The following is a 24,215-nucleotide window of genomic DNA, read 5'->3' on the forward strand; positions in this document are numbered from 1 at the left end:
AGCCTTACTCGGAGTTTTGCATGATAGATTTGTATACCGCACCTACCCCAAATGGTCATAAGGCATCTTGTACTTTAGAGGCATTGGCTCTGCCTTATGAAACGCATTACGTGGATATTGGCGCCGGTGAGCAAAAGCAGGCGTCGTTTTTGGCCCTGAATCCGAATGGTCGTATACCGGCGATTGTCGATCGTGATAATGACAATTTTGCGGTATTTGAATCTGGGGCCATTATGATTTATTTGGCGGAACTGGCCGGTAAATTACTGCCTAGCGACGCAAAAGGGCGCTCCAAAGTTATTCAATGGTTAATGTTTCAAATGGGTGGCGTCGGTCCAATGATGGGGCAGGCCAATGTGTTTCATCGCTATTTCCCCGAGAAGATACAGCCCGCGATCGACCGCTACCAAAACGAGTGCCGACGTTTGTTTGAGGTCTTAGATAGCCATTTAGCAAATAATGAGTGGCTGGCCGACGACTATTCCATTGCTGATATTGCCAATTGGTGTTGGGTGCGTACCCATAAGTGGTCTGGGGTTTCTATTGAAGGTCTTGATAATTTATCGCGCTGGCTCACTGTTATGCAAAATCAACCGGGCATGGCCAAGGGGATAGAAGTGCCGTTTAGCTTGGGCAATTTATTAGATGATGATGCTGAGGCAGAAAAATTTAAGGACTCGGCTCGTAATATGCTGCAGAAATGAATGGTCAATGTAGTTTTTGTTTGTTGTCATGGCGCAGATAAGTATGAGTGAAGCTCAACTCCCCCTTAAGAAAAGCGGTGTCGATGGCCGCGTTCAGCGTAGCAAGCGAAGTCGTCAGCTCATCATTGAGGCCATGCTGGAATTAATCAATGAAGGTGTGTTAATCCCCACTGCGCAGCAAGTTGCCGACCGCGCAAATATTGCCATACGCACGGTGTTTAGACATTTCTCTGAAATGGAGCAGTTATACAACGAGCTAGATGCGCGTATTCGGGATCATTATATCGATTTGTTCCGTGGGGGAGATCGCAGTGGCAGTCTTGCGCAGCGTTTACAACATGCTATTGAGCGTCATGCCAATGCGTATATTGCCTTGTCCCCCATCATTTTGGCGACCCATGCCTTGCTTTGGCGCTCACCGGTGTTGACAAAGAATTACGCAGAAAATCAGCATAAGTTGCGAAATGATCTTGATGATTGGTTGCCTGAGTTAGCGGCCGTGTCAGCGGCAACGCGTGAAGCGGTTGATGCGGTTGCCTCGTTTGAATTTTGGCATAGGCTCCATGTAAGCCAGGGCATTGATAAAGATAACAGTGTGAAGTTAATCGTGGGGATGATCAGTAATTTATTACTTAGCGATACGCTTTGACGTGACTGAAATATTGAGCGCCAAGCTTATTTAGCGCTCAATATGATGTCTGTTTTGAGTTGTACTGCGCCGGTTTCACGCGGCAAAATTCTAATTAAACGAATTTTTCATCCCCTTAATCCTGCGGCATTAATTTCCTTTTCGGGTAGGAAAAACCCATAGTGTATCCCACGCTCTCAGCCAGTAAAGGGTGAGGCAAGCGGCTAGCATAGGCCAGGCAGCAAAGAATAATAAATGCTCAAAGGGCGCCATGTATTGTTTATACGATATGAAGGTGGACATGGCGTGAAGAAGTAAAACTGCACCGTAAGTCCAGCGACGCCACATGCCAGCGACAAAGGCGAGTATCAGTAATAATTCGACGACACCAATAATGATTGAAAGGTTTTGATCTAGCCAATTAAGGCCATAAAACTTACTAAATATTTTACTGGCGTGGCCGGGGTTGACGAATTTATCTAGCGTCCACATTAGCATCACGATAAACACACCAAGTCGGAGTGAGAAAAGTGAACGTGCCAAGGGTTTTTGTAGATCCCCGCTGAGGGGGGTAGATGTACTCATGTGGTGTTCTCCTGATTTGCATTTAAATGTAGATATAAAATTTACGGCTTAAAACTTCACTGTGATGAGCGATCAATTTGATTGCGCTGGCATTGCCAGCACCAGATTAACCCCGTCGCCAAGCGTGATACTTTTCTAAGTAATGTAGAATTTTTTGCGGTGCATGCGCCCGTTTCCATTCCCCTGCGGCGTATTTGTTGGCTTCTGCCCAGGTTGGATAGGTGTGGATGGTGCCAAGAATTTTATTGAGGCCAAGGCCGTGTTTCATGGCGAGAACAAACTCAGCCAGCAAGTCGCCGCTGTGTTCACCCACAATGGTCACCCCTAAAATTCGATCCTTACCGGGTTTGGTTAATACTTTTACAAAGCCGGTGGTAGCACTGTCGGCAATGGCTCGGTCAAGATCGTCCAATCCATAGTGCGTAACCTCAACCGCGATGCCTTTTTCTTTGGCCTCTTGTTCATTGAGGCCAACGCGAGCAACCTCTGGGTCAATAAATGTGGTCCAAGGAATAACACGGTAGTCGACCTTGAATTTTTTAAGGTGACCGAATAAACCATTAACCGCGGCATACCACGCTTGATGCGCTGCGGTGTGCGTGAATTGGTATGGCCCTGCCACATCGCCAGCGGCATAGATATTTGGGTATAGGGTTTCTAGATAATCGTTGGTGACGATAGTGCGGTTTGTTTCAATGCCGATATCCTCCAAACCGTAGCCTTGTAATCTTGGCGCGCGACCAACGGCGCAAAGCAAGACGTCAAAGCCAATTGCTTTCTCCTGTCCCTGGTGCTCGACAATAAGCTGTTTGCCCTCGTCATTCACTTCACAGCGAAGCGCTTTGTGGTCGGTGAGAATCACCACGCCATCTTCTTGTAAGGATTGCTGGGCCAATGTGGTTACGTCGGCGTCTTCGCGACCCATAATACTGCTGGCCATTTCGACTTGCGTTACTGACGAGCCGAGGCGGGCAAAGCTTTGTGCCAGCTCGCAACCGATGGGGCCGCCACCTAAAACGAGTAAGCGTTTTGGCGCTTCGTCGAGTTTAGAGAAGGTATCCCATAAGGTATCGCTGGTGACATAGCCAGATTCTTCAATACCCGGTAACGGTGGAACGAAGGGTTGGGCGCCGGTGGCAAGAACAATGGTGCGGCTGGTGAGGTGCTGGGTTTGTCCATCGGCGAGTTTTATTTCTACTGTCCAAGGATCAATAAGCTTGCCGTAACCCTGTATGACTTCTACCCCTAAGGATTCATAGCGTTCGATACTGTCGTGGGGTTCGATTTTTCGGATAACGTCGTGAACTCTTGCCATTACAGCGCGGAATGAAAATCGTACTTCAGTATTTTCTAGGCCGTAATCACTGGCGTGACGCATTTGTTTGGCAAGTTTGGCACTTTTAATAAGGGCTTTGCTGGGAACACAGCCGTAGTTTAAGCAGTCGCCTCCCATTTTGTGCGCCTCTATCAAGGTGACTTTGGCCTTCACCGCCGCCGCGATGTAAGCGGTGACCAAGCCGCCAGCACCGGCACCAATAACAATCAGGTTGCGGTCGAATTTACTTGGCTTTTTGTACCCTGCGTATACTCGGCGAGCCTTGATAATCGCGAGCAGCTTTTTAGCGATAAGCGGGAAAATACCCAGCAATGCAAAGGAGAACAGTAGAGAGGGGGATAAAATCCCTGAGATACTTTCTATTTGCGCTAGCTGGGTGCCGGCATTAACAAAAACAAAAGTGCCGGCCAGCATGCCAACTTGGCTAACCCAGTAAAAGGTGGTTACCCGAATTGACGTTAGCCCCATGACCAGATTAATGAGGAAAAAGGGGAAGACGGGAACCAAGCGCAAGGTTAGTAGATAAAATGCCCCGTCTTTTTTTATGCCCTCATTAATGGCTTTTAAGCGATCACCAAAACGTTGTTGAACGGTTTTGTTTAGTAAATAACGTGAAGCCAAGAACGCGAGTGTCGCGCCAATTGAACTGGCGAAGGAGACGATAAACAAGCCCCATGCCAGTCCAAATAAAGCACCGGCTGCCAGTGTCATGACCGCCGCACCGGGCAGGGATAAGGCGGTGATAAGAACGTATAGCGCCAGAAAAGCGCCGCCGACAAGAACAGGGTGTGCTGCGCGTTGAGTTTCAAATTCACTCAAGCCATTTTTAAGGCCTTCTAGGCTAAGCAGGTGGTCGAGATCAAAGTAGAAAAATCCAATGAAGAGGCAGGCTATTACAGTCAGTAAAACTATTTTTTTCATTAAATTATTCCATCTTAAAATAAATTGTTGCGATGCTTGTCTGCTATCTTTTAGCTGGCATCTTGGTGGCTAATACTTAATTAGCTCAGTAATGTTTTTAGCTTGTGTCTTTTTTGACTTACACCTGCGCTGATTGTTACATCGCATTCTTACTTATCTTAGACGATTGCATAGGCTTCTGCTTCTGAGCTTGCGCCAGAAGCAGAAATACATTGCCTACTACTTAGTAACTTTAGTCCATGAAAATTGTTTAAACGCTGCATCTATGGGTGTGTTTGCCAAGTGATTGGTGTAGTTGGACATGACTTTTTGAGATACCCCCAAAATTACTTCAAGAATATGGCGCTGGCTAAAGCCGGCCTGTAGAAAATCCTGCACAGCTTGATCATCTACTTGGCCGCGATCGCGAACAACGCTTAAGGTGAAGTTGCGTAGCGCTTCAAGTCTAGGGTCCTCAAGCGGTGTTTCATTGCGCAGTGCTTCGGTTATAGCTTCATCTACTCCCATAGACTTTGCGATGCCGGTGTGAGCGGGAACGCAATAATGACAGGCGTGCTCCACATTAATGGTTTGCCATACCACGGTAAGCTCTTCCTCGTTGAAGCTGGAATTTACAAAGAGTTCATGCACTCTTTGGTAGGCTTCGAGTAAGCTCGGCGCCTCAGCCATCACTGCGTGGAGGCCGGGAATCATACCAAACGCTTTCTGTGATTGGGCTAGTAGAGGTTTGCTGGCTTCGGGGGCGCTGTCGTGGGTGTGTAGTGTGAATTCAGTCATTGTGTTCTCCGTTAAGCATATTGTTTGTACCGATTGGTATAGACTAATATTGTTTGTACCGATCGGTCAACTAAAATCGTGTCATCTTTATTTTGTCGTATAATCATTGTTGCGTTATATATTGCACCGTCGCCGTTAATTATATGGCGCTGGGCTGGGATGGTGAAAATTCGTTGTTTGTAACGACTGGTATAAATATGATATAAATGGCGTGTTAATTGAGGGAGTTGATGGAAAATGCCTTGGGAAAAGTCGTTTGACGAAGATGTGGTTCTGGAAAAAGCGATGCGCGTGTTTTGGCGCAAAGGCTATGACGCTGCCTCTATGGCCAATTTAATCGAAGAAACCGGCATCAATAAGGGGAGTCTTTACAATACCTTTGGCGGCAAGCAAGCGTTGTTTGTCAAAACCCTACTCAAATACGATTTAGAAAATAGATCAGCGATGCTGGCCAGTCTTGAAGCCTTAGACAATCCGCGTCAGGCCGTAAGTCAATTTTTCGATAACATTGTGAACAGTACTGTTGCTGATGAGGAGCGCAAAGGCTGCTTCTTGTTTAATACCGTGTTGGACTGTGGCTCCTATGATGCAGAAACCAATGCCATTGTTGCGAATGGCCTGCGAGAAATAGAGGGATTTTTTCGGCGCAGTATTGAAGTCGGGCAAATGCGCGGCGAAATTAATAAAGAACTAAACCCTGAATCAAAAGCCAAGGCAATGTTGGGCTTGGCGTTATCGATTCGTGTACTTGGTCGGGGTGCTTATACAGATAGCGCATTAAAGACACTGGCAAATGAAGCTAAACAATTAATTATGTGAGGTTCTTGAATTTATGAAATGGGTATTGTCTTGTGGTGTGAACGCGCGAAAAGTATGGCCGGTGTTGCCACTACTATTAGTATTTCTTATTGGCTCGCCCACAGTAAATTCGGCAACTGAGGATGGCGCTATGCCTTTACCGAAAGTAGTAATTTTTGATGTGAATGAAACGCTGTTGGACTTGGCGCCGCTTCGCCGTTCGGTGGGGCAGGTTCTGCCAGGTGGTGAGCAACTTTTGGCCCAGTGGTTTTCAACAATGTTGCATTATTCTCTTGTTGAAACCTTAACGGGAAATTATCACGACTTTGGCCAGATCGGAACGGCGGCATTAATGATGGTTGCTGAGAGCAAAGGCGTTGAGCTTGATCCCGCTGTGGCACGGCAAGCAATAGCGGGCACCATTACCCAGCTTCCTGCGCATGCTGATGTGGTGCCGGCATTAAAAGTATTCAAAGCGCGTGGCTTTAAAGTGGTTAGTTTAACGAACTCCTCTAATGCCGGTGTGGCCGCGCAGTTTAAATTCGCAGGTATAACGGAATATTTTGAACGCCGTTTTAGTGTTGAAGATATTCAAGCGTATAAGCCAGACCCACGCCCTTATCGTTGGGTTTTGGAGCAGTTGGATGTTGAAGCAAAAGATGTGCTGATGGTTGCCGCCCACCCTTGGGACTTGGCCGGTGCTAAATCTGTGGGTTTGCAGACCGCCTTTGTACAACGGCCCGGTACGGTGCTCTATCCGTTAGTTGAGCGGCCAGATTACGTTGTTGATGATCTTCAGCAGTTGCTTGATATGTTGAAAGAAAAATAAAATGCAGTAAGAGCTGTTAGCCAGTGTGCTGATGAAAAATACAGATAATTGTCGGTATTTTGGCGGCTAGCGACAAGATCTTTTACTGCCTTGCCCAAGGTGTATTTGGGTCAATGAGTATAATCACATATAGAGACAAGCTGATATTTGTGGATTAGTGGGGTATTTGCTGGCGAAAGCCAGAACTCACTTTTCCATACTCAGGTTTAATACATGTCTTTACACCATCTTATTTACTGCAGTACTCGATCTGTCTCCTCTGAAGACAGCAGTGTGATTGAGGTAAATGCTCCAGCGCTATTAATTGAGGCGCGCGAAAAAAATAAGAAAAACAATGTCAGCGGCCTTTTGTATTTTAATGATTATTACTTTTTACAGTGCTTAGAGGGCTCTCGCCATGCGGTCAATATGACGTATAACACGATTGTTGCAGACGACCGTCATAGCGATGTGGTGCTTATTGACTACTGTGAAATCGCTAAGCGGTCTTTCTCCCAGTGGGATATGGCCTATGTTAGTGAGTCTTCTTTAACCGAGTCCTTGGTTAAATTATATTCGGGTGATGAGAAATTTAACCCTTATGACATGTCGGCAGATAGTCTTTTCCAATTAATGCAGGCTTTTAAAAGCTCGCTCGCTGTTATCGAGGCGTGAGTATTCGCCAGTGTTGTTGATATGAATTAAGGGGCGTACTTAACTATGGTTAGTGTATGGTTAGTGTATGGTTAGTGTGCCCCACCAGCGTCCATTGCAGCATGTTTTCCGTGAATTGGTTTTGTGCTCCATATCGCAATGATCAGTACTAGAAACATCATCGATGAAAAGTAAAAAATATCATTAGCCCCTAGGGTGCTTGCCTGTATTGATAGTGTACGTTCAAACATGGCGTTGGTTTGATCGCTGCTCAAACCTAGCTGCTGCAGATTATTTAGGCTATCAGTATAGATAGGGTTGTAGGCGTTGGCGTGTTCCATTAACTGTGTGTGATGCAGTGCAGAGCGACTATCCCATGCGGTAGTGGTAATTGACGAACCAAATCCACCACAGAGTACACGAACGAAATTACTTAAGCCGCTTGCAGCTGGAATCTGCTCAGGTTTTAACCCTGAAAGCATGAGCATGGAAAGTGGTGTAAAAAACATAGCCATCGCAAAACCTTGAATATAGGCGGGTAACATGACGGCCCACCTGTCTACACCACTGGTAAATTGCGAGCGCATAAAAAGGACAAGTGCGAAGATTAAAAAACCGCAAGTGGCGACTTTTCGCGCATCTACGCGATGCAAATTACGGCCAACAATGGGAGCAAAGATAATGGCGAACAGGCCGACAGGGGCCATTGCTAGGCCCGCTAGGGTTGCCGTATAGGCAATTTGTGTTTGTAGCCACAATGGTAAAATCACCACGGTGCCGAAGAAGGCGCCATAACCCAGTGATAAAGCAATTACGCTACCGGTAAAATTTCGATTCCGAAATAGCGATAAATCGACAATGGGGTGCTTTTCATTGCGCTCCCAAATTAAGAAAAAAACTAAGCCTACTACTGCAATAACGGCCAGTGCAATGATTTGCCCTGAGTTAAACCAATCTAATTCGCGACCTTTATCCAGCATGATTTGTAGTGCTGCAATCCACAGTACTAACAATGATAAACCTACCGTGTCTACCGGGAGTTTTTTGGTTGCGGTTTCTCGAGACCGATAGATTGTCCAAGTTGAATAGGCGGCGAGTAAGCCTAGCGGTACGTTTATGTAAAAGATCCATGGCCACGAATAATTGTCAGATATCCACCCGCCTAATATGGGCCCGACTACAGGCGCGACTAATGTGGTGACGCTCCAAACTGCCATTGCTGTACCTGCCTTGGCTTTGGGGAAGCTGGCGAGTAATAATGATTGCGACATGGGGATCATTGGGCCAGCAACAGCACCTTGTAGTACCCGAAATGCGATAAGCATTTCTATGCTTTGCGCTGCGCCGCAGAGAAATGACGCAAGGACAAACAGAATTGTTGATGTGATGAATAGACGAACTTGACCGAATCGCTGGGACAGCCATCCGGTTAAGGGGATGGCGATAGCATTAGAAACGGCAAATGATGTGATTACCCAAGTGCCTTGATTTGCGGAGACGCCAAGGTCACCCGCGATAGTGGGAATGGCAACATTCGCAATGGAGGAGTCCAGAACATTCATGAAGGTTGCAAATGATACTGAGACAGCACCGATGGCAAGCATTGCCCCAGTTAAAGGGGGCAGAGGGGCTGCTTGGGCGTTTGCGACATTGGCCATATGGAAACCCCTTTAGTGTGCAACTAACGTTGCTACACTGGTTTGATTGCCGCTATTGGTTTGAATGATTTTTTCAATGAGCGTGTCCGCCGCGTGATCAGTGATCTCATATACTGATGTTGAGTAACTGGCTTGCAAGGTATCGCTGGTTTGAGTTAATTGCGCGCCACTTTCATCACTTATATCAATTTCTGCTGTCATCGATAAACCAATGCGCAAGGGGTAGTCTTGCAGTTGTATCGGGTCTAAAGAAATGCGCACTGGCAAGCGCTGTACCACTTTTATCCAATTTCCTGTGGCGTTTTGAGGCGGTAGCAGGCTAAAAGCACTCCCTGTACCGGCATCTAAACCGACAACAACCCCTTGGTATTCTATGTCTTTGCCATACATGTCTGCGGTTAATGAAACTGATTGGCCAATGCGAATATGATGCAGTTGGCTCTCTTTAAAATTGGCATCAATCCATACCTGTTCTAAAGGAATTACGGCCATCAATGGTTTGCCGGGCGCAATACGTTGGCCAAGCTGTACGCCACGTTTAGAAATGTAGCCATCAACGGGTGAGGGAATATGGGTGCGCTGTAGATTTAAATAGGCAGTGCGAACCTTGGCTGCCGCGGCTAATACTTCTGGGTGCGTATCAATGGTGGTGTTTTCGGTCAGTGCCTCATTGCCGGCCAGTGCTTCGCGGGCAGCGAGTAAATCAGATTGCGCTGATTTTACTGCAACTTCGCTATGGTGTAATTCTTCTGAGGATACGGCACCGGTTTTCGCTAGGCCAGTGCGGCGGGTGAGATCTGCTTTTGCGCGACTTAATGAGGTTTGCTGTAACGCTATTTGCGCATTTAAGGCGTCGTTACTCGTAAATAATGAACGCACCCTGCGTACTGTTTGTGCGAGTTCGGCCTGGGCTTGTGACAATGCAATTTTTGCGTCGGTATCATCGAGCTTGATTAGCGTTTGTCCGGCTTTCACGTGCTGAGTATTCTCGCCATAGATGGCGACTACAGTGCCCGAGGTTTGTGGTGTGACTTGGACAATATTGCCAGCAACATAGGCGTCTTCGGTACTTTCAAAGTGGCGTCCGACCAGTACCCAATAGCTGAGCCAGAGTGCACCAATGATAATAAATATAACGCTGGCAATTAACATTTGACGGCGACGGTTTTCAGCAACAGGAGAAAGTGGGGTAGTTGAATTAGTCATGTTGGGCTCCTACAACGCGAGGGTAAAGGCTGTCATTATGGTTGGTGTCTGTATTGATTGCTGTGATGTGATTGTTTTCATTGTGGGGTAAGAAACCACCGCCAAGTGCTCTAAAAATTTCCACGCGATTGGTGAGTGCGCGCATGAGCAGCTGGGAGTGGAATAGCTCCTGTTGGATTACCATACTTTGTGCATTTAGCACGGTAAGGTAATTACCAAGACCGGCGTTATAACGCTGCAGCGCTAAGTTATACGCTGTGGTCGCTGCATTGAGGGCCAGCTGTTGTTGCTCTAATTGTGGTTGTAGATAGAAAAAACTGTTTAATTGGTCTGCGACATCGCGGAGTGCTTCAACGAGGGTTTCGTTATAGTTTGCAACTGCGGCGTCATAGTCTGCATAACGGGTTTTTAAATTAGCGCGCAGTCGGCCGCTATCAAATATTGGGAGTGATAAAGCAGGGCCAACACCATAGTTTTCACTGCTTGTTTTAATAAGTTGATCAAGGCCAATACTTGAATAACCAGCAAACGCGGTTAAATTAATATTCGGATAAAAGGCCGCTTTGCTAACGCTTGTGTCATGCATTCTTGCTTCTACTTGCCAGCGTGCGGCAACTAGGTCGGGGCGATGACCAATAATCGTTGCGGGTAAGTCTTGGGGTAAAGCTAAATCGAAATTTATATTTGGTTCTGGAAGAGCGACTTGCAACGTTAGTGTGCGGTCAGGGCCAGCACCCAATAACGCGGCTAAAGCGTGTTGGGTTGAGACAATGTTTTCTTTGACCATTTCGATGTTGGTGCGGGTAAGAGGCAGTTGGGTTTCAGCTTGTTTGAGTTCGACAAGGGTGTCGAGACCTGCATCCACTCTTTGTTTGGTTAGGTCATAAATTTGCTGGCGCTGCTTGAGTGCATTGTGACCAATATGCAGGAACCGTTGTAATTCCGCCAGCTGGAAATACGTTTTAGCTATGGCGCTAGCAAGCATTAATTGAGCACTTGCAGACTCTGCTTGGGTGGCGGCTAGCCGTGATTGACTTGCGGCAGTGGCAGCCTTATTGCGGCCCCAAAAGTCTAGCTCATACTGGGTTTGTAGAGTGATATTGGCGCTACTGCGACTTGAACCGCCAAGGGGCGCGGGGTACATGCCGTTTTCAGTATAGTGTTGGCGAGTTGCGTCAGCAGATAAAGCTGCACTGGGAAAATTGGCTGCACGGGAATTTTCCAATGAGGCGTTTGCTCGTGCAATTTTCGCCGCAGCGAGAGCTAGTGTGGGGCTGTTTTGTAAAGCTTCTGCCATTAAGTTGTTTAACTGAGGGTCGTTAAAGCTTTCCCACCATACTTGTGTTGGCCATGCTTCGCCGCTGGGGGAGCTTGACTGATCGATGGTTAAGCTCTGCTGCGTTGCTAAAGTGTCGGCGTTCAATATTGTTTTTTCACTGCCTATGTCTTTGTAATTTACACATCCAGTCAGGCCGACAATCAGAGATAGTGCGAGGTAGCCATAAGTGCGGGAAGGATTGAAGGCAATCATTTTTCCCCCTCGTCGTTGCTGTCATTTTCCGTGGCGGCAATAGTTTCAGCTTCAAAAATGAGTTTTGATAATAGTGTTTTTAAGGTTGAAATTTCGTCTTCATCAAAATTCTTTAAATGCTGATTCAAGACGTTGATGGCAATAATTGGCATTTTCTCAACCACTAATTTGCCGTGTTCTGTTAGTACGATTGTTATGACTCTACGGTCTTCTAAACTGCGTTTGCGTTCAATAATGCCCTTGGCTTCAAGGCGATCTAGCATCCGTGTAGTAGCACCAGTGTCGAGATTAGATTGACGGGCTAACTCTGCTGCGGTTGAGCAGTTTTGTTGCTTTAACGTCATTAAGAAGGCGAATTGCGGATGGGTTAAATCGTAAGGGGCTAGTTGTTTATCGATAACAGATGTTAAAAATCCGTAGCAACGCTTTAGAAGGTAGCCGATGCTCGAGTTCATTTGGTAATTCGATAAGCTGTAGTGACCATTTGGATTTTCTACGGTGAGATCCAGAATTTTTTGGGTGTTCATCGTTGGGTGCCTTAAGTTTATGCCAAGGCAGTATCTGCCATAACAATGTCTGCCTAGGCAGCTAATATCCTCCAGCCACACTGAAAATGCAAGCCTCTTTTATCTGACTATGCAGGCAACATTATTTTGGTATTAGCCTCCTAATGTTTAGCTAAGGTCAACTTCGGGAGGCATAGACTAGGTTTAACATCATGTGGTTTTTACACTGGATGTTTAGTTGGAGTGAGCGCTATTTTGAAATTCTGAGACCAGTTGATAAGACTTTAGTCGCGCTTCATGGGAATAAATTTGTGAGGTGATCATCAGCTCGTCAGCCTGGGTTTTATCAATAAATGCCTGCATATCCTGATGTACTTTTTCTTTGTTGCCGATTGCCGAGCAAGACATGATTTGGCTAAGCAGCATCTGCTCGCCACTCGATAATTGCTCAAGATAGTTATCTGTTGGTGCTTGTAATTTACCAGGTTGGCCGCGTCGTAAATTGACAAAAGCGCGCTGCATAGAGCTGGCAATATACTGGGCTTGGGCATCGCTGTCGGCGGCGAAAACATTATAGCCAAGCATCACGTAGGGTTTGCTTAGCTGCTCCGAGGGGCGGAAGCGATCGCGATATAGCTTGATGGCATTGAGCATTTGATCCGGCGCGAAATGCGACGCAAAGGCGTAGGGTAGGCCGAGTGAGGCGGCTAACTGCGCGCCAAATAAACTAGAGCCCAAAATCCAAACCGGAATGTTCAGGCCGGCGCCGGGCACAGCAATAATTTTTTGGCCGCTTTGTGGTTTGCCAAAGTAGTTCATCAACTCAACAACGTCTTGGGGAAATTGGTCGACGTCGGCATCAAGGTTGCGCCGCATGGCGTGGGCGGTTATTTGATCGGTGCCGGGGGCACGGCCTAAGCCAAGATCAATACGTTGTGGGAATAGCGCTTCTAAGGTGCCGAATTGTTCGGCAATAATAAGCGGGGCATGGTTTGGCAGCATAATGCCACCAGCACCTACCCGAATTGTTTTAGTGCCTGCTGCAATATGACCGATAACAACAGCCGTCGCGGCGCTGGCAATGCTTTTCATATTGTGATGCTCTGCCAGCCAGTAACGATTAAAACCTAGTTGTTCTGCGTGTTGAGCGAGTGACAGGCTGTTTTGAAGTGAGGTGCTGGCGTTGCCATCTTCTGTAATGGGTGAAAGGTCGAGTACTGAAAGTTTAACCATGAGTTAATCCGTGCTTAATGGGTTGGCCAATTGATGTTTGACGCTATTGAGTCAACATTTGCCACAGTTGATTCAATTTTTCTCTGCCGTCACTGCGATGAGTTTGATAGCTCACTGCGTTATCGGGTGCGCCTGGTGTTAATTCTATACTCCACAGTGCGTCGAGTTCATTGGGTAACAATGAGTAGCGAATATCAATGATACGGTGGGGATTGTTGGGGTCTAATGCAATATAGCCTTGCGAAAACCACCGGAAACGTTCGAGGTCGATGGCTTGTCGACTTTTTGCGATAAGCCAAGGTAGATCGCTACTGGTGTTTAATAACGGAATGCTAGCGCCTGGAAATACCTTTGGTGTCATACCCACGCGCACCGCATCAATGTAATAGGCATCATCGGTGGTATATGCCGTTTTCCATAAGAGATTATTGCCAAATGACGGTTTGGCTTCCAGGTGACGCACTTCATGCCCACGACTTTCTGCTAATTGATAAGCCTGGGTTTCGGCCCGCTCGCGCTGCCACCAGCCAATGCAGGGGTAAGCTAGCATCCAAATAAACGCGGCAGGCGCTGCCAACTGCCAAGAACGCCGAAAACTTAATATCAATAAGGCCGCAATGGGGAGTGTGTACAAGGGGTCAATAATGGAGATGGTACTCCACGATACTCGCTCGTTACTCAGGGGCCAGTAGAGCTGGGTGCCATAGCTTGTGCAAGCATCAAGCAGTGCGTGAGTTGCGTAACCTAGGGTGCAAAACAACACGCTTTGTTGCCAGCTCAGCGCATTTCTTTTGCCAAATAGCTTATGTAGTACCAAACCGCAAATTAGGCCGCCAATGGGGATGAAAAAAAGCGAGTGGGTGAACTGGCGATGAAATTCTAAGAAGAGCAGTGGGTCGCTATTTGAGCGGATAAGGACATCTAAGTCGGCGGCCATACCAGATAAAAACCCAAGAATGATTGCGCCTCGCGCTTTTGCTCGCTTGCTAGGGGCATTTCGCACTGCGACAGCGCCAAGTAAACCTTGTGTAAGAGGGTCCATAAATAGCTCAAAAATGGGAAGACGCGGAGAGTGTATCTGAAAATAGCTAGCGGGTTCACATTGCGGTGGAAGTGCGTCGGTAAACAAGATCAATAAAATGGTGTATGACCGACGCCGCTGATGGAAGAAGGTTAGCTGCTGACGGCCTCTTTGCCCTTCAATACTGTGACCAGACTATCGAGATGGCGAATGACCTCTTGGCCGCTGCTGGTTAAATAACCGCCATCGGGCAGGGTGATCAGGTCTTTATCAAATAGGCGTTGAGTGGCGGCAATCGTGTCTGGCGATGCGGTGTGATGTACTTTTATTCCTTCTAGTGCTGACGCGGGGTTGAACTGAGTCAGTACGCGTATTTCGTCGAGAACGTCATTAGATAACGGCATAGCTATAACCTTGTATTGTTATGGATTAAAGGCTTTGGATAGAACTGAGCTTGTGTGAGTGCTAACTCTGCAATTCATGTTCTAAGCTAACACTGTAGCGCGAAATAGAGATTTCCGCCAAAACCATTTTAGTCTTTGGCTGAGGGTATTGTTTTGTCATGGCTACTGACAGAATGTTGCTTACTAGGATAAGCTCTTAAGCAAAAGTACTTAATAATGACGTAATGAGCACCACCTCAGTGTGGCGAGGAATGACTATGTTCAAAGAGTATGGGCAATACGATGCATTGGGTTTGGCGAGCTTGGTGGCCGCGGGCGAGGTGACTCCAGAAGAGTTATTGGCAGCGGCAATTACACGAGCTAATGAGGTTAACCCTAGTCTTAACGCCATTATTCATCGCTTTGAAGATAGGGCATTTCAGCAAATTAAAGACGGGCTGCCCAGCGGCCCCTTTACTGGGGTGCCTTTTGTATTAAAGGATTTACTTGCCGCATTTGCCGGAGAGCCCATGACTATGGGTAGCCGAGGTATGCATGTGGTGCCGGATTATGACAGTGAGCTGGTTCGTCGTTATAAGGCGAGTGGGGTAAATATTTTTGCTAAAACCAACACGCCGGAACTCGGCTTAATAATAACCACTGAGCCCAAGGCGAGAGGTGCCACCCATAACCCGCATAAATCAGGCTATAGCACAGGTGGCTCATCTGGCGGCAGTGCGGCGGCGGTGTCTGCGGGTATTGTCCCTATGGCTCATGGTGGTGATGGCGGAGGCTCAATTCGGTTTCCGGCCTCTTGGTGCGGCGTCTTTGGTCTCAAGCCCTCTCGTGGTCGCAATCCCTTGGGGCCGGATCAGGGAGAGGATTGGCAGGGGGCGGTGGCAGAGCATGTGTTGACTCGCACTGTCAGAGACAGTGCCGCCATGTTAGATTGCAGCAGTGGTCATGAGGTGGGGGCACCGTACAATATTGCCTTGCCTAGTGGTTCGTTTTTGTCGGCGACGGAGCGTGATCCCAAGCCGCTTCGGATTGCACTCAGCCGTAAACCGCTGGTCACTACCCAGTTACACCCCGAGGTAGATGCGGCCTTAGTTAAAACAGCGCAACAGCTGCGTGACCTTGGTCATGAGGTCGTTGAAATAGAACCAGACATCAATATTGAGCGCTTCTGGCGCGATTTCTTTGTGGTGGTGTGCGGTGAAGTTGCCGCCATGGTCGCGGGGTATAAACAGCTTTACGGTTCGGCCTGTGTTGGCCAGTTTGAGCCGGCGACCAAAAATATGGCAATGATCGGTCGGTCTCTTAGTGCGGCAGATTTTGTTACCGCACAAAAAGGCTGGCACGACATTCAATTGGCGATGGGTCGCTTACTGCTAGATCATGATCTTATGCTGTGTCCGACGGTCCCTACACCAGCGGTTCCCCACGGCCAGCTTCCAAATAGTAAAATTGAAGAGCTGCTGATGTTGGCGTCGCACCGTTTAAATATTGGCAAGTTATTGCTTAATTCTGGCTTGGTTGAGCAGATGGCATCGCCAATACTAGAGAAGATGGCTTTCACTATGATGGGTAATATAACGGGCTTACCGGGTATGTCGGTGCCATTACATCGTAGCCTAGACGGCTTGCCGATTGGTATGCAGTTTACGGGTCGAATGAATGACGAAGAAACGCTATTTAGTTTGGCTGCGCAATTAGAGCGCGAGATTGGTTTTTGCTTATAAATACCCTCCAATCTGCAAGGGTATGTTGTGGATGAAAGACAAAAAATCGTAGCTTAGTGTGCACGCTCATCACTAAACTACGATTTAAGTCTTTAATGTCGTGACGTTTTTTTACATCAAATACAGCGATTTCAATCTGGCAATCGCTTTTTGATCTACACCAATTGCCTTATCTAGATAGTTTTCAACTGAGCCATACTGCTCTTCAATTTGAGCAAAGGCGATGTTGATATAGGGTGTGCCGTCATTAGTCACTAATGGCTTGGCCTCTTTTGCTTTTCCGTTATCAGTGTAGCGAAGCATGAGCTTGGCAAAGCTATTTGTTTTTGCTGCTTCTTTTAAGTCGATGTCACCGAACTCGTTAGCAGTGTCACGGTGTTGGGTAGACAGCAAATAGTCTTCAATAATAACGTCGCGCGGTACGCCTAATGCGCTGAGCAGTAGTGCCGATGCAAAGCCAGTACGGTCTTGTCCTGCAGAGCAGTTCACCACAAGCGGTGTATTTTGTTGCAGCAATTCTGAAAAGTAGAGTTTCATTTGTGGTTGTAGCATGTCAGCTATAGATAGATAAAAACTGCCCAGACCAAATTCTTTGGCGTTTTTTTGCATAGCTTTACTTGCCGCTACTGGAAAGCTGTAAACGTGGTTTACGTAATTAATATTGCTGTTTTCCAGTGCCCATTGATTTGGAAAGATTTCCAGTTCTTCTTGAGAGCGAAGGTCTACCACGGTTTTAAAGTCACGCTCGTTTAAATAAGCTTGGTCTGCGGCGGTGAGGCTTACCATAGCACCGGAGCGGAACAGAACGCCGCTGCGTACCGTTTTGTTATCAACCGTTTTGTAGCCACCTAGGTCGCGAAAATTAGACCCGCCTTCAAGTGGCAGTACAAAGGGTTGGGCACTGCTTTGCTCTGTGGAATTTGCTGCTGTGGCTTGGCTTGGGTTTGTGCTTGAGCAGGCTGTTGAAAGTAGGCTTAGCGTGATAAGGCCTATCGCGGTGCCTAAGGTGAATAACTTTTGTGTGTTCATGGTGACCTCATTAAATTGATTGTGCGGCTGTCGTTGATTTACCTCGGAGCGGTGGCGCATTGCTTGCGCCACCTTAGGTGTGAGATTAGAAATGTAATCTCACACCTAATAAGTAACGGCGACCGTAGCTCTCTGACTGATTGATGGTGCCGTTGCCGGCATAACGTACGTCGGTTTCGTTTGTCAGGTTATTAGCATTGGCGTAGACCGACATAGTGGCGCCTTGCAAGTCGAAGGGGAGTTCATAGCTGATGGACAAGTCCACTCGCTCTTGCTCGCCCCAGTACTCGCTGGGGTCTTCGATAGGCGAGATCCATTCGTCGCGATACTGGTAGTTCAGCCGTGCAGATAGACCAAAGTCTTCATAAAATACTGAGAAGTTATAAAGCAGGTCCGAGGTGCCGGGAAGGTCATAGTTTTGGCCGTCTATACCAGTAAATTCACTGTCTAATACGGTGATATTGGCACTGACACCCAAGCCGTGAATGCTGTCAATGAGGTCTGCAGCATGGCCGACAAAGTTGAGCTCTAAGCCCTGCATTTCGCCGTCTTTACCATTTACCGCACCGCTATAAGTCCAACTTTCGCCAGCCGCACTGCTCAGGTAAATACCTGGATCTATGGTGCTGGTGTCTGCATAAATAACCTTATCAATGGTGCGATAAAACATACCTGCCGACAGTATGCTGGCGGGGGCGAAGTACCATTCGATGGCGGTGTCTATACCCATGGCTTCTTCAGCTTTTAGCCGTGGGTTACCACCGTTTATTTCTTCTTCTATGACATCAATTCTGGCGGCAGCTCGCCATTCGTTGTAAGTCGGACGGTTTACGCCGGTAGATCCAGAGATGCGCAGTTTAAGATTGTCGGCCAGATTAATATTAAAATGGATGCTTGGCAGTATATGATTGAAGTCGTCTTCTACATTGACTGGGTTTCCATTTGCAGAGCCTTTGCTGCTGTAATCTGTTTGCTCAAAACGAGCACCGGCTACGACATTACCCCAGTCAAATTCTGTGGTCGCCATAGCGTAAGCTGCGATGATCTCTTCTTGAATCGCAATCAAACCATCTTCTGTGGGTGTCATCGGGCCTAGATCACCGCTCGCCGCCCATGTATTTCTAAGGCCGACATTGTCGTAGATGGTGCCGCCAATGGTATTGGTGGTGTTGCTGTCCCAGAGGGCGCCAGTGTTGTAGCTGTCAATATCGACGCTGCCGGGAAAGGCTTTGATTGACGGTGTTGCGATATAGCCATCAGCTTCACGGCTATCGCGCTGTAAGCCCATACGCAGAACTGCAGATTTGCTAAACCATTCAAAATCTCGCTCGGCGTCTACTTTTAATTTTAGGCCATCGATATTGAGTTCTTGCCCGTAGTGAATACCGATAGTCGCGGCGTAGTTCACCGTGGCAAGGTCGCGGTCTAAATAGAGTTTTGGATCTTCAATGTCGCTGAGGTCGTAGCTAGCAACGGCAGCGCCACCTACGCTTTGCGGTATGGGTAAATTCATGCTGAACTCGGTTTCAGTCGAATTTGCACGGGCTTCAACTCGCCATTCGCCTACTTGGAAGTCGGCTCCCAAGGTATTGGAGAAGGTTGAATTTTGATATTCACCGTCTTCTAGGGCGCGGGTCACAGTCACATCTTTATTGCTGGCTTGCGTTCCAGCTTCTGGGCTATTAACTGCAAATACAAATTGGTTGCGCTGTTCGCTGTCGATGAACTCGCTATAGAGTGTCGATAGGAATAGTCGTTGTAATTTATCTTCGCCGCGAAACTCTAGCGTGCCGCCGTAGGCGCTGTCTTCGCGCTTGACCTTGTAGCTACGGAAATCCAATTCATTAACGATAAGCTCGCCAGTGTTGGCATCGCGTTCTAGATCGTATTCGCGGGTGTCGGTGATTTGCTCGCGGCTATTGTCTGAGGTGAAAACGACGAAACCAAATTTATCGTTAGACCAAGAGGTACGCAGTCCGTATTTTTCAATATCCCCGCCACCTAAGTCTTGCTCTCCCAGTCCCACATCGGCGGCAAAAGACCAGCCTTCTTGAGTGAAGGGGCTAAAGGTTTCAATATTAATAAAACCGGCTACCGATTCACCGGGCATGCTCGGCAAAATAGCTTTGTTGACTGCTATCCGGCGGGTGATGACGGAGGGAATACTGTCGAACCTTGGGATACGACCATTTTCAGCACCGGGTACATCAATGCCGTCAAAGGCGATACTGGTGTAGCGAAACGGTGCGCCACGTAGATTGATGTAACGCGCTTGGCCCTGGTCGCGCTCAATGGCAAGGCCGGGTAGACGCCCTAGGGAGTCGGCTAGGTTTTGGTCGGGAAAACGACCAATCGTGTCGGACGAAATAATCTCGACGTAATTGTCTGAGAACTTTTTAGCGTCAAAAGCAGCCTGCTGGCTATCGCGGATGGGGGCGGCTGTGACGGTCACCATTTCCATTGGTTTGTCGTTGGCATTGGCAATTAAGGGCACGCTGGCACTTAAGCTGCCGAGTGCGATTGCGGATAACTTCTTTACAACATGAGAAGTCATTGGGTGGTCTCCTGCGCTATGGCTAAGGTGTGAATGTTTTAGGCAGGAGGATTGTCGTGATTTAATATTTCGGCACTGTGACAAAGACATCTTTTTGGCTTTAGAGATATCTCTAAATAGCGAAGAGGGGAACTTGCGTGGAATCTATCTTGTTGTAATAAAAGGGAATTCGAGATTTTGGTGATTTCTAAGTTCAAATTTTGATTATGCTAAAGAAATATCATTTGGCGTTAAAGCTAGGCGGTATTTGAAGCGAGCAGTTTGATGATCACGTTCAACGTCAAATAAAAACGGCTTGGCTAATTGTTCACCAAGCACTCGGGTAATTTCTTCTTTAATTTTGCTTCTATTTTGATCTAAGGTTTTTGCACGAAGCCCTTTTTCTTCTAAATCTTTTATCGCTTTAACATGGCCACCGTGCTGCCGCATTAGCGAGATTAATTCATGGTTAGAGACAAAGTCTGCTCGGTTGGACGGTGGGTTGATAAACCAACCGTCTTGATCTTCAGCCTCGTTGTTAAGGCGTCGCTGTGCATACCATAAATAATATAGAAAGGGCGTTGTAGCGAGTTTAATCTCTATTCCATGAATAGTAATAAGCCCGCTCGAGGGAGATAGACTCAGCGTTGCTGGCGAAAGCGCTATGTTAATAGCTTGGTCAATATCGTCAGGGTGTAACTGAAGACCGCACTGAAACCAAGATAATTGCGCTGAATCTGCGGTTTTACAGCCGCCACTGTTTAAAAAAATCAACATGGAGGCGGTATGCGAGGGATTCATCTTGATGACAAGATCAAGCGCTTGATTTTGAAGGGCTGTGTATTGCGTGCAGGCTTGGCATAATTTTAAGGCCTCTTTCTTATTAAGCCCATTAGCCGTGAGTAAGGCCACAAGCTGCTTGCGGCGGCCTTTTAGGGGTTTGGTAATGCTACTCAGAATTCCGCCTGCCAGTACTAAAAATAGTAAATGGCTAAGACTTAATGTGAGCCAGTTGTACTGGCAGTTAAGTCCAAGCGACATGGTTTGGCTGTGATCGTTGACTAGCCAGTTCAGTGTGATTGTTCGTGATGGTGGCGAGGAAGCTTGATAGTTATTAGCAAGAAAACTAAGAATTTCTGCCTGGCAGCTTTCAATAATATTGAGATGACTTGTTACCTTAATAAGGGCCAAATCTTGATTGACCTTGCTCACTAAGAAGTTATTGAGCAATTCATTTTGAAAATTATTGAGGCCAGCGTCAGTGATTTTTGTCGGTAATTGCGCTTGCAGTTTTTCTTCTAGGTCATTGGCAATATTGTTTAGACTAAGCTGAAAGGACAAGGCTATTAGTATTGCTGTGCATAATAGCGCAATGGCAATAAGGGGGATGATTTGCTGTCTTTCTTGGCTTATAGACATGCGGGTTTTACTGCCAGTGGCGCCTGTGTTGAATCAAATATAGGCGCATAAATGATTAGGCTTTTGAGCAGGGCGCACTCTAGGTCGCGAGATGTTTCGGCAAGCAGTAAGTCCTTGCTTACATACCAGGCGCCAGAGGGAACCTCGCTTTCAATTAAGCTTACGAAGACTTCTGATCCGTCGTTGGCCTTAGCCAAAGGCAGTGGTGTACTGATGATATCGACTTCGTTGTTATTGAAGGCTTTATAGATCGCATTGGGATCAGTGTAGAATTTTTTCTGTTTGGATGATAAGGAGATTCCTGATGCCCGCAGTGCGCTCATGGGTTGTAAAAAATGAGTTTGACTTTGCGAGTCACGAGATAAGCCAATGATTTTGTCTTTGAGGTAATCAGCGTTCAGCGTGGGGAGTGCGTCTTTACTCATCCAATAGAGCTCGTATGTGGGTGTTTCTAGTAACAGGCTATAAAAATTGGATAACTCAGGGACTAATCCAGTAACGATATGGCGTCGATTCCAGAATAGGTCGAACTCTTCATCAAGAATATGCTGGGCATTGAGGTAAGACCTAGGGCGCCATAAAATTTCTACATCAGTGAAGTGTTGGCGAATCGTCTTGTTGGCACATAAGGAGTCAGCAAATTCCGACGCGTAGCTAAAGAAAAGGGTCAATACACGGAATGTACGGTGAGCGTCGGTGTTGCTGGTAGCGCATTGATAACTTCGGTAATCACTAAGATGTAGTTTGTGCAGTTGAGCATTAGAGAGGTATAAGCTAGCTGCCAGCGGTATACATAGCGCTAGGCTAACGACAAAATAATAAACTGGGCGGTTAGCGCTAATGAAGGGGGAAGGCAGCATTATATTGAAGTGATTAAAAAACTTAATAATACGGCGATTTTTTTACAGTTCTGTTACAGCGGTGGTGAAGCCGGGGGCAAAACCGGGGGCAAGGAAATCAAGTCAATGTTTAAAATCTAGCTGATGTTGAGTGAACGGCTAGCTCTGTCATGTTTATTGGGTGCGGCTTTGCTCTTTGATAAACGCGATGGCTCTGCGCTCTGCTTTCCCTGCAAATAAATAGGTCATAATATGACCGGCAAAACTTACCGTGTAGGTTTCGCTTGGAATATTCTTTTTGTCTAGGGCGTTGTTCATTAATTCCATTTGTTCCGGTTCGACGAGTTTGTCCCATTGACCGTGGTATAAAAAGACAGGGGGCGAACTAGCGCTCACGTGGTTTACCGGTGAAGCATCCTGCCATTCGGCTTCTGCCTCGGCCATAGATTTGCCAATAAGTTTGTATACCAGCGGCGAATTGGGCCAGCGGCTTAAATCTGCTGGGGTGCCGCCGGCGATAATACTGCGCAGTTGCGGCGCTTGGGCGCGATCTAATCCGGCCATCAAGATTAAATGTGCGCCGGCGGAGTAGCCCCAGCCACTGATGTTTTCGCGATCAATTTGATATTCATCGGCGTGTTGGTACAACCATTCTAGGGCATCTGAGACGTCATTCATTTGTGTTGGGTGGTGATATTCCGGCGCAAGGCGGTAGCGGATATTGAAAACAACAAAACCTGCGCCTGCGAGTTGCTTGCTTATGCCCTCCATATCACCGCTGCGTTTAGACCAGCCGCCACCATGCACCACCAGCACCGCAGGTTTTGGGCCGCTAATATCCGGAATATATAAATCGCCAGTGAGTGTGGTTTCTGCCGTCTGCTTGTAGGTAATATGTTCGGTTTTGTTAAATTTTGTCGATTTGTTAACACTGAGGCTTGCGCACGCCACAATAAATAATAAAGCGGTGGCGATTAAAATGAATTTCATACGGTGGCGCCTAATAATATGCAGGGCAGAACGGCTGCGGTAAGTGAAAAACGGTTATTGCGATTAACTGTACGGTGTTTTGAGTATATTGGACCGTATATTTCAGCGCATTAATAAATAACAATTCACGCTTGACTTGAAGTCAACTTGAGCTTGTATGCTATCTATTCAATATCGTACAAACAAGCGCGCTGACTGACTAGCGCAATTGCTAATGAGGGGAGTGACAATGGACGCAGCGTTTTGGCATGAACGATGGAGAGCGAATGAAATCGGCTTTCATCAAGAGCAGGGGAATCCCTTATTAAAAGCTTATTTTGAAAGATTGGCCTTAGCTAAGGGCGCTAGGGTGTTTATTCCTCTGTGCGGCAAGACGAATGATATTGGCTGGCTGTTAGCCAATGGTTATGCCGTGGTAGGTGCAGAGTTGAGTGAAATGGCAGTTCAAGCTCTATTTGAAGACTTGGCTATTTCTCCGGTTGTGGATGAGTTATCTGATTTGCGTCACTACCATGCAGAAAATATTGATATTTTCGTGGGCGATATCTTCGATTTGTCGTCTGAACTGCTTGGTGAGGTGGATGCCATTTATGACCGCGCTGCCTTGGTAGCTTTGCCGGCAGAGATGCGTAAAAGCTATAGCCAGCATGTCGTAGGGATTGCTCAGGGTGCGCCGCAGTTAGTTATTTGCTTTGAATATGATCAAGCGCTGCAAGCGGGACCGCCATTTTCAATTAGCGAAGCAGAAATAAGACAGCATTACTCTGAAAATTATCAGCTGGAGCGGGTAATTACCGTAGAACTGGAGGGTGGTTTAAAGGGTGCTGTTGAAGCGAATGAAGTGGTGTGGTTATTAAAGAAAGGATAAGAAAAGTATGACATACACCTGTGAACATAGGTGTATGTCGGATTGG

Annotated in this window: 22 protein-coding genes; 7 read left to right on the forward strand and 15 right to left on the reverse strand. The window is 47.0% G+C overall.

The genetic code is table 11. From position 1 onward, the window contains the following. Nucleotides 1–20 precede the first annotated feature (20 nt). Entirely contained in the window at nt 21–704 is a 684-nt protein-coding gene (locus AELLOGFF_RS04350; protein ID WP_159267526.1) for a glutathione S-transferase family protein, read from the forward strand. A 43-nt stretch (nt 705–747) separates the two neighbouring features. Then, the gene (locus AELLOGFF_RS04355; protein ID WP_159267527.1) at nt 748–1,353 is read left to right on the forward strand and encodes a TetR/AcrR family transcriptional regulator; all 606 of its coding nucleotides are present in this window, start codon (nt 748–750) and stop codon (nt 1,351–1,353) included. A gap of 129 nt (nt 1,354–1,482) precedes the next feature. Here AELLOGFF_RS04355 and AELLOGFF_RS04360 read toward each other — a convergent pair whose 3' ends face one another. The 3 genes from AELLOGFF_RS04360 to AELLOGFF_RS04370 all read right to left on the reverse strand — a co-directional run bounded on the left by AELLOGFF_RS04360 (nt 1,483) and on the right by AELLOGFF_RS04370 (nt 4,951). Continuing rightward, complete coding sequence (locus tag AELLOGFF_RS04360; protein WP_159267528.1) at nt 1,483–1,917, reverse strand: MauE/DoxX family redox-associated membrane protein; 435 nt, start codon at nt 1,915–1,917, stop codon at nt 1,483–1,485. A 106-nt stretch (nt 1,918–2,023) separates the two neighbouring features. Continuing rightward, nucleotides 2,024–4,174 (reverse strand): FAD-dependent oxidoreductase, encoded by a 2,151-nt coding sequence (locus AELLOGFF_RS04365; RefSeq protein ID WP_159267529.1) that lies wholly within the window; start codon nt 4,172–4,174, stop codon nt 2,024–2,026. Nucleotides 4,175–4,393: 219 nt separating this feature from the next. Next, nucleotides 4,394–4,951: a carboxymuconolactone decarboxylase family protein gene (locus AELLOGFF_RS04370; protein WP_159267530.1), complete on the reverse strand. Its 558-nt coding sequence runs from the start codon at nt 4,949–4,951 to the stop codon at nt 4,394–4,396. Between the two features lie 237 nt (nt 4,952–5,188). On the opposite strand from AELLOGFF_RS04370, the gene AELLOGFF_RS04375 reads away from it, so the two are divergent. From AELLOGFF_RS04375 to AELLOGFF_RS04385, 3 genes are all read left to right on the forward strand, one after another. Then, nucleotides 5,189–5,770, forward strand: coding sequence for a TetR/AcrR family transcriptional regulator (locus AELLOGFF_RS04375; RefSeq protein ID WP_159267531.1), 582 nt, complete (start codon nt 5,189–5,191; stop codon nt 5,768–5,770). A 13-nt stretch (nt 5,771–5,783) separates the two neighbouring features. Continuing rightward, the gene (locus tag AELLOGFF_RS04380) at nt 5,784–6,578 is read left to right on the forward strand and encodes a haloacid dehalogenase type II (RefSeq protein ID WP_159267532.1); all 795 of its coding nucleotides are present in this window, start codon (nt 5,784–5,786) and stop codon (nt 6,576–6,578) included. Nucleotides 6,579–6,791: 213 nt separating this feature from the next. After that, nucleotides 6,792–7,232 (forward strand): BLUF domain-containing protein, encoded by a 441-nt coding sequence (locus tag AELLOGFF_RS04385; RefSeq protein ID WP_159267533.1) that lies wholly within the window; start codon nt 6,792–6,794, stop codon nt 7,230–7,232. A gap of 71 nt (nt 7,233–7,303) precedes the next feature. Here AELLOGFF_RS04385 and AELLOGFF_RS04390 read toward each other — a convergent pair whose 3' ends face one another. The 7 genes from AELLOGFF_RS04390 to AELLOGFF_RS04420 form a co-directional block, all read right to left on the reverse strand. Next, nucleotides 7,304–8,869, reverse strand: a complete 1,566-nt coding sequence (locus AELLOGFF_RS04390) for a DHA2 family efflux MFS transporter permease subunit (RefSeq protein ID WP_159267534.1) — start codon at nt 8,867–8,869, stop codon at nt 7,304–7,306. Nucleotides 8,870–8,881: 12 nt separating this feature from the next. Further along, the gene (locus tag AELLOGFF_RS04395; RefSeq protein WP_159267535.1) at nt 8,882–10,075 is read right to left on the reverse strand and encodes an efflux RND transporter periplasmic adaptor subunit; all 1,194 of its coding nucleotides are present in this window, start codon (nt 10,073–10,075) and stop codon (nt 8,882–8,884) included. Beyond that, nucleotides 10,068–11,606, reverse strand: a complete 1,539-nt coding sequence (locus AELLOGFF_RS04400) for an efflux transporter outer membrane subunit (RefSeq protein WP_159267536.1) — start codon at nt 11,604–11,606, stop codon at nt 10,068–10,070. The genes AELLOGFF_RS04395 and AELLOGFF_RS04400 overlap by 8 nt, the downstream gene beginning before the upstream one ends. Then, nucleotides 11,603–12,133, reverse strand: a complete 531-nt coding sequence (locus AELLOGFF_RS04405; RefSeq protein WP_159267537.1) for a MarR family winged helix-turn-helix transcriptional regulator — start codon at nt 12,131–12,133, stop codon at nt 11,603–11,605. The genes AELLOGFF_RS04400 and AELLOGFF_RS04405 overlap by 4 nt, the downstream gene beginning before the upstream one ends. A 213-nt stretch (nt 12,134–12,346) precedes the next feature. After that, the gene (locus AELLOGFF_RS04410) at nt 12,347–13,345 is read right to left on the reverse strand and encodes an LLM class flavin-dependent oxidoreductase (RefSeq protein ID WP_159267538.1); all 999 of its coding nucleotides are present in this window, start codon (nt 13,343–13,345) and stop codon (nt 12,347–12,349) included. Nucleotides 13,346–13,388: 43 nt separating this feature from the next. Continuing rightward, nucleotides 13,389–14,387: a metal-dependent hydrolase gene (locus tag AELLOGFF_RS04415; protein ID WP_159267539.1), complete on the reverse strand. Its 999-nt coding sequence runs from the start codon at nt 14,385–14,387 to the stop codon at nt 13,389–13,391. 131 nt (nt 14,388–14,518) lie between these two features. Beyond that, nucleotides 14,519–14,770, reverse strand: coding sequence for a TIGR02647 family protein (locus AELLOGFF_RS04420; protein ID WP_159267540.1), 252 nt, complete (start codon nt 14,768–14,770; stop codon nt 14,519–14,521). A gap of 257 nt (nt 14,771–15,027) precedes the next feature. Between AELLOGFF_RS04420 and AELLOGFF_RS04425 the strand changes: the two genes are divergently transcribed. Beyond that, nucleotides 15,028–16,491 carry an amidase gene (locus tag AELLOGFF_RS04425; RefSeq protein WP_159267541.1) on the forward strand — a complete coding sequence of 488 codons (1,464 nt, stop codon included), beginning with the start codon at nt 15,028–15,030 and terminating at the stop codon, nt 16,489–16,491. Between the two features lie 111 nt (nt 16,492–16,602). Here AELLOGFF_RS04425 and AELLOGFF_RS04430 read toward each other — a convergent pair whose 3' ends face one another. The 5 genes from AELLOGFF_RS04430 to AELLOGFF_RS04450 form a co-directional block, all read right to left on the reverse strand. Further along, complete coding sequence (locus AELLOGFF_RS04430) at nt 16,603–17,520, reverse strand: tyrosine-protein phosphatase (protein ID WP_159267542.1); 918 nt, start codon at nt 17,518–17,520, stop codon at nt 16,603–16,605. A gap of 85 nt (nt 17,521–17,605) precedes the next feature. After that, entirely contained in the window at nt 17,606–20,074 is a 2,469-nt protein-coding gene (locus tag AELLOGFF_RS04435) for a TonB-dependent receptor (RefSeq protein ID WP_159267543.1), read from the reverse strand. A gap of 204 nt (nt 20,075–20,278) precedes the next feature. Then, nucleotides 20,279–21,472 carry a hypothetical protein gene (locus AELLOGFF_RS04440; protein ID WP_159267544.1) on the reverse strand — a complete coding sequence of 398 codons (1,194 nt, stop codon included), beginning with the start codon at nt 21,470–21,472 and terminating at the stop codon, nt 20,279–20,281. Further along, nucleotides 21,463–22,332, reverse strand: coding sequence for a hypothetical protein (locus tag AELLOGFF_RS04445; protein ID WP_159267545.1), 870 nt, complete (start codon nt 22,330–22,332; stop codon nt 21,463–21,465). The genes AELLOGFF_RS04440 and AELLOGFF_RS04445 overlap by 10 nt, the downstream gene beginning before the upstream one ends. A gap of 153 nt (nt 22,333–22,485) precedes the next feature. Beyond that, the gene (locus AELLOGFF_RS04450; RefSeq protein ID WP_159267546.1) at nt 22,486–23,301 is read right to left on the reverse strand and encodes an alpha/beta hydrolase; all 816 of its coding nucleotides are present in this window, start codon (nt 23,299–23,301) and stop codon (nt 22,486–22,488) included. Nucleotides 23,302–23,530: 229 nt separating this feature from the next. Between AELLOGFF_RS04450 and tmpT the strand changes: the two genes are divergently transcribed. Beyond that, nucleotides 23,531–24,169 (forward strand): thiopurine S-methyltransferase, encoded by a 639-nt coding sequence (gene tmpT, locus AELLOGFF_RS04455; RefSeq protein WP_159267547.1) that lies wholly within the window; start codon nt 23,531–23,533, stop codon nt 24,167–24,169. Nucleotides 24,170–24,215 lie beyond the last annotated feature (46 nt).

The organism is Zhongshania aliphaticivorans, from assembly GCF_902705875.1.
Classification (GTDB): domain Bacteria; phylum Pseudomonadota; class Gammaproteobacteria; order Pseudomonadales; family Spongiibacteraceae; genus Spongiibacter; species Spongiibacter aliphaticivorans_A.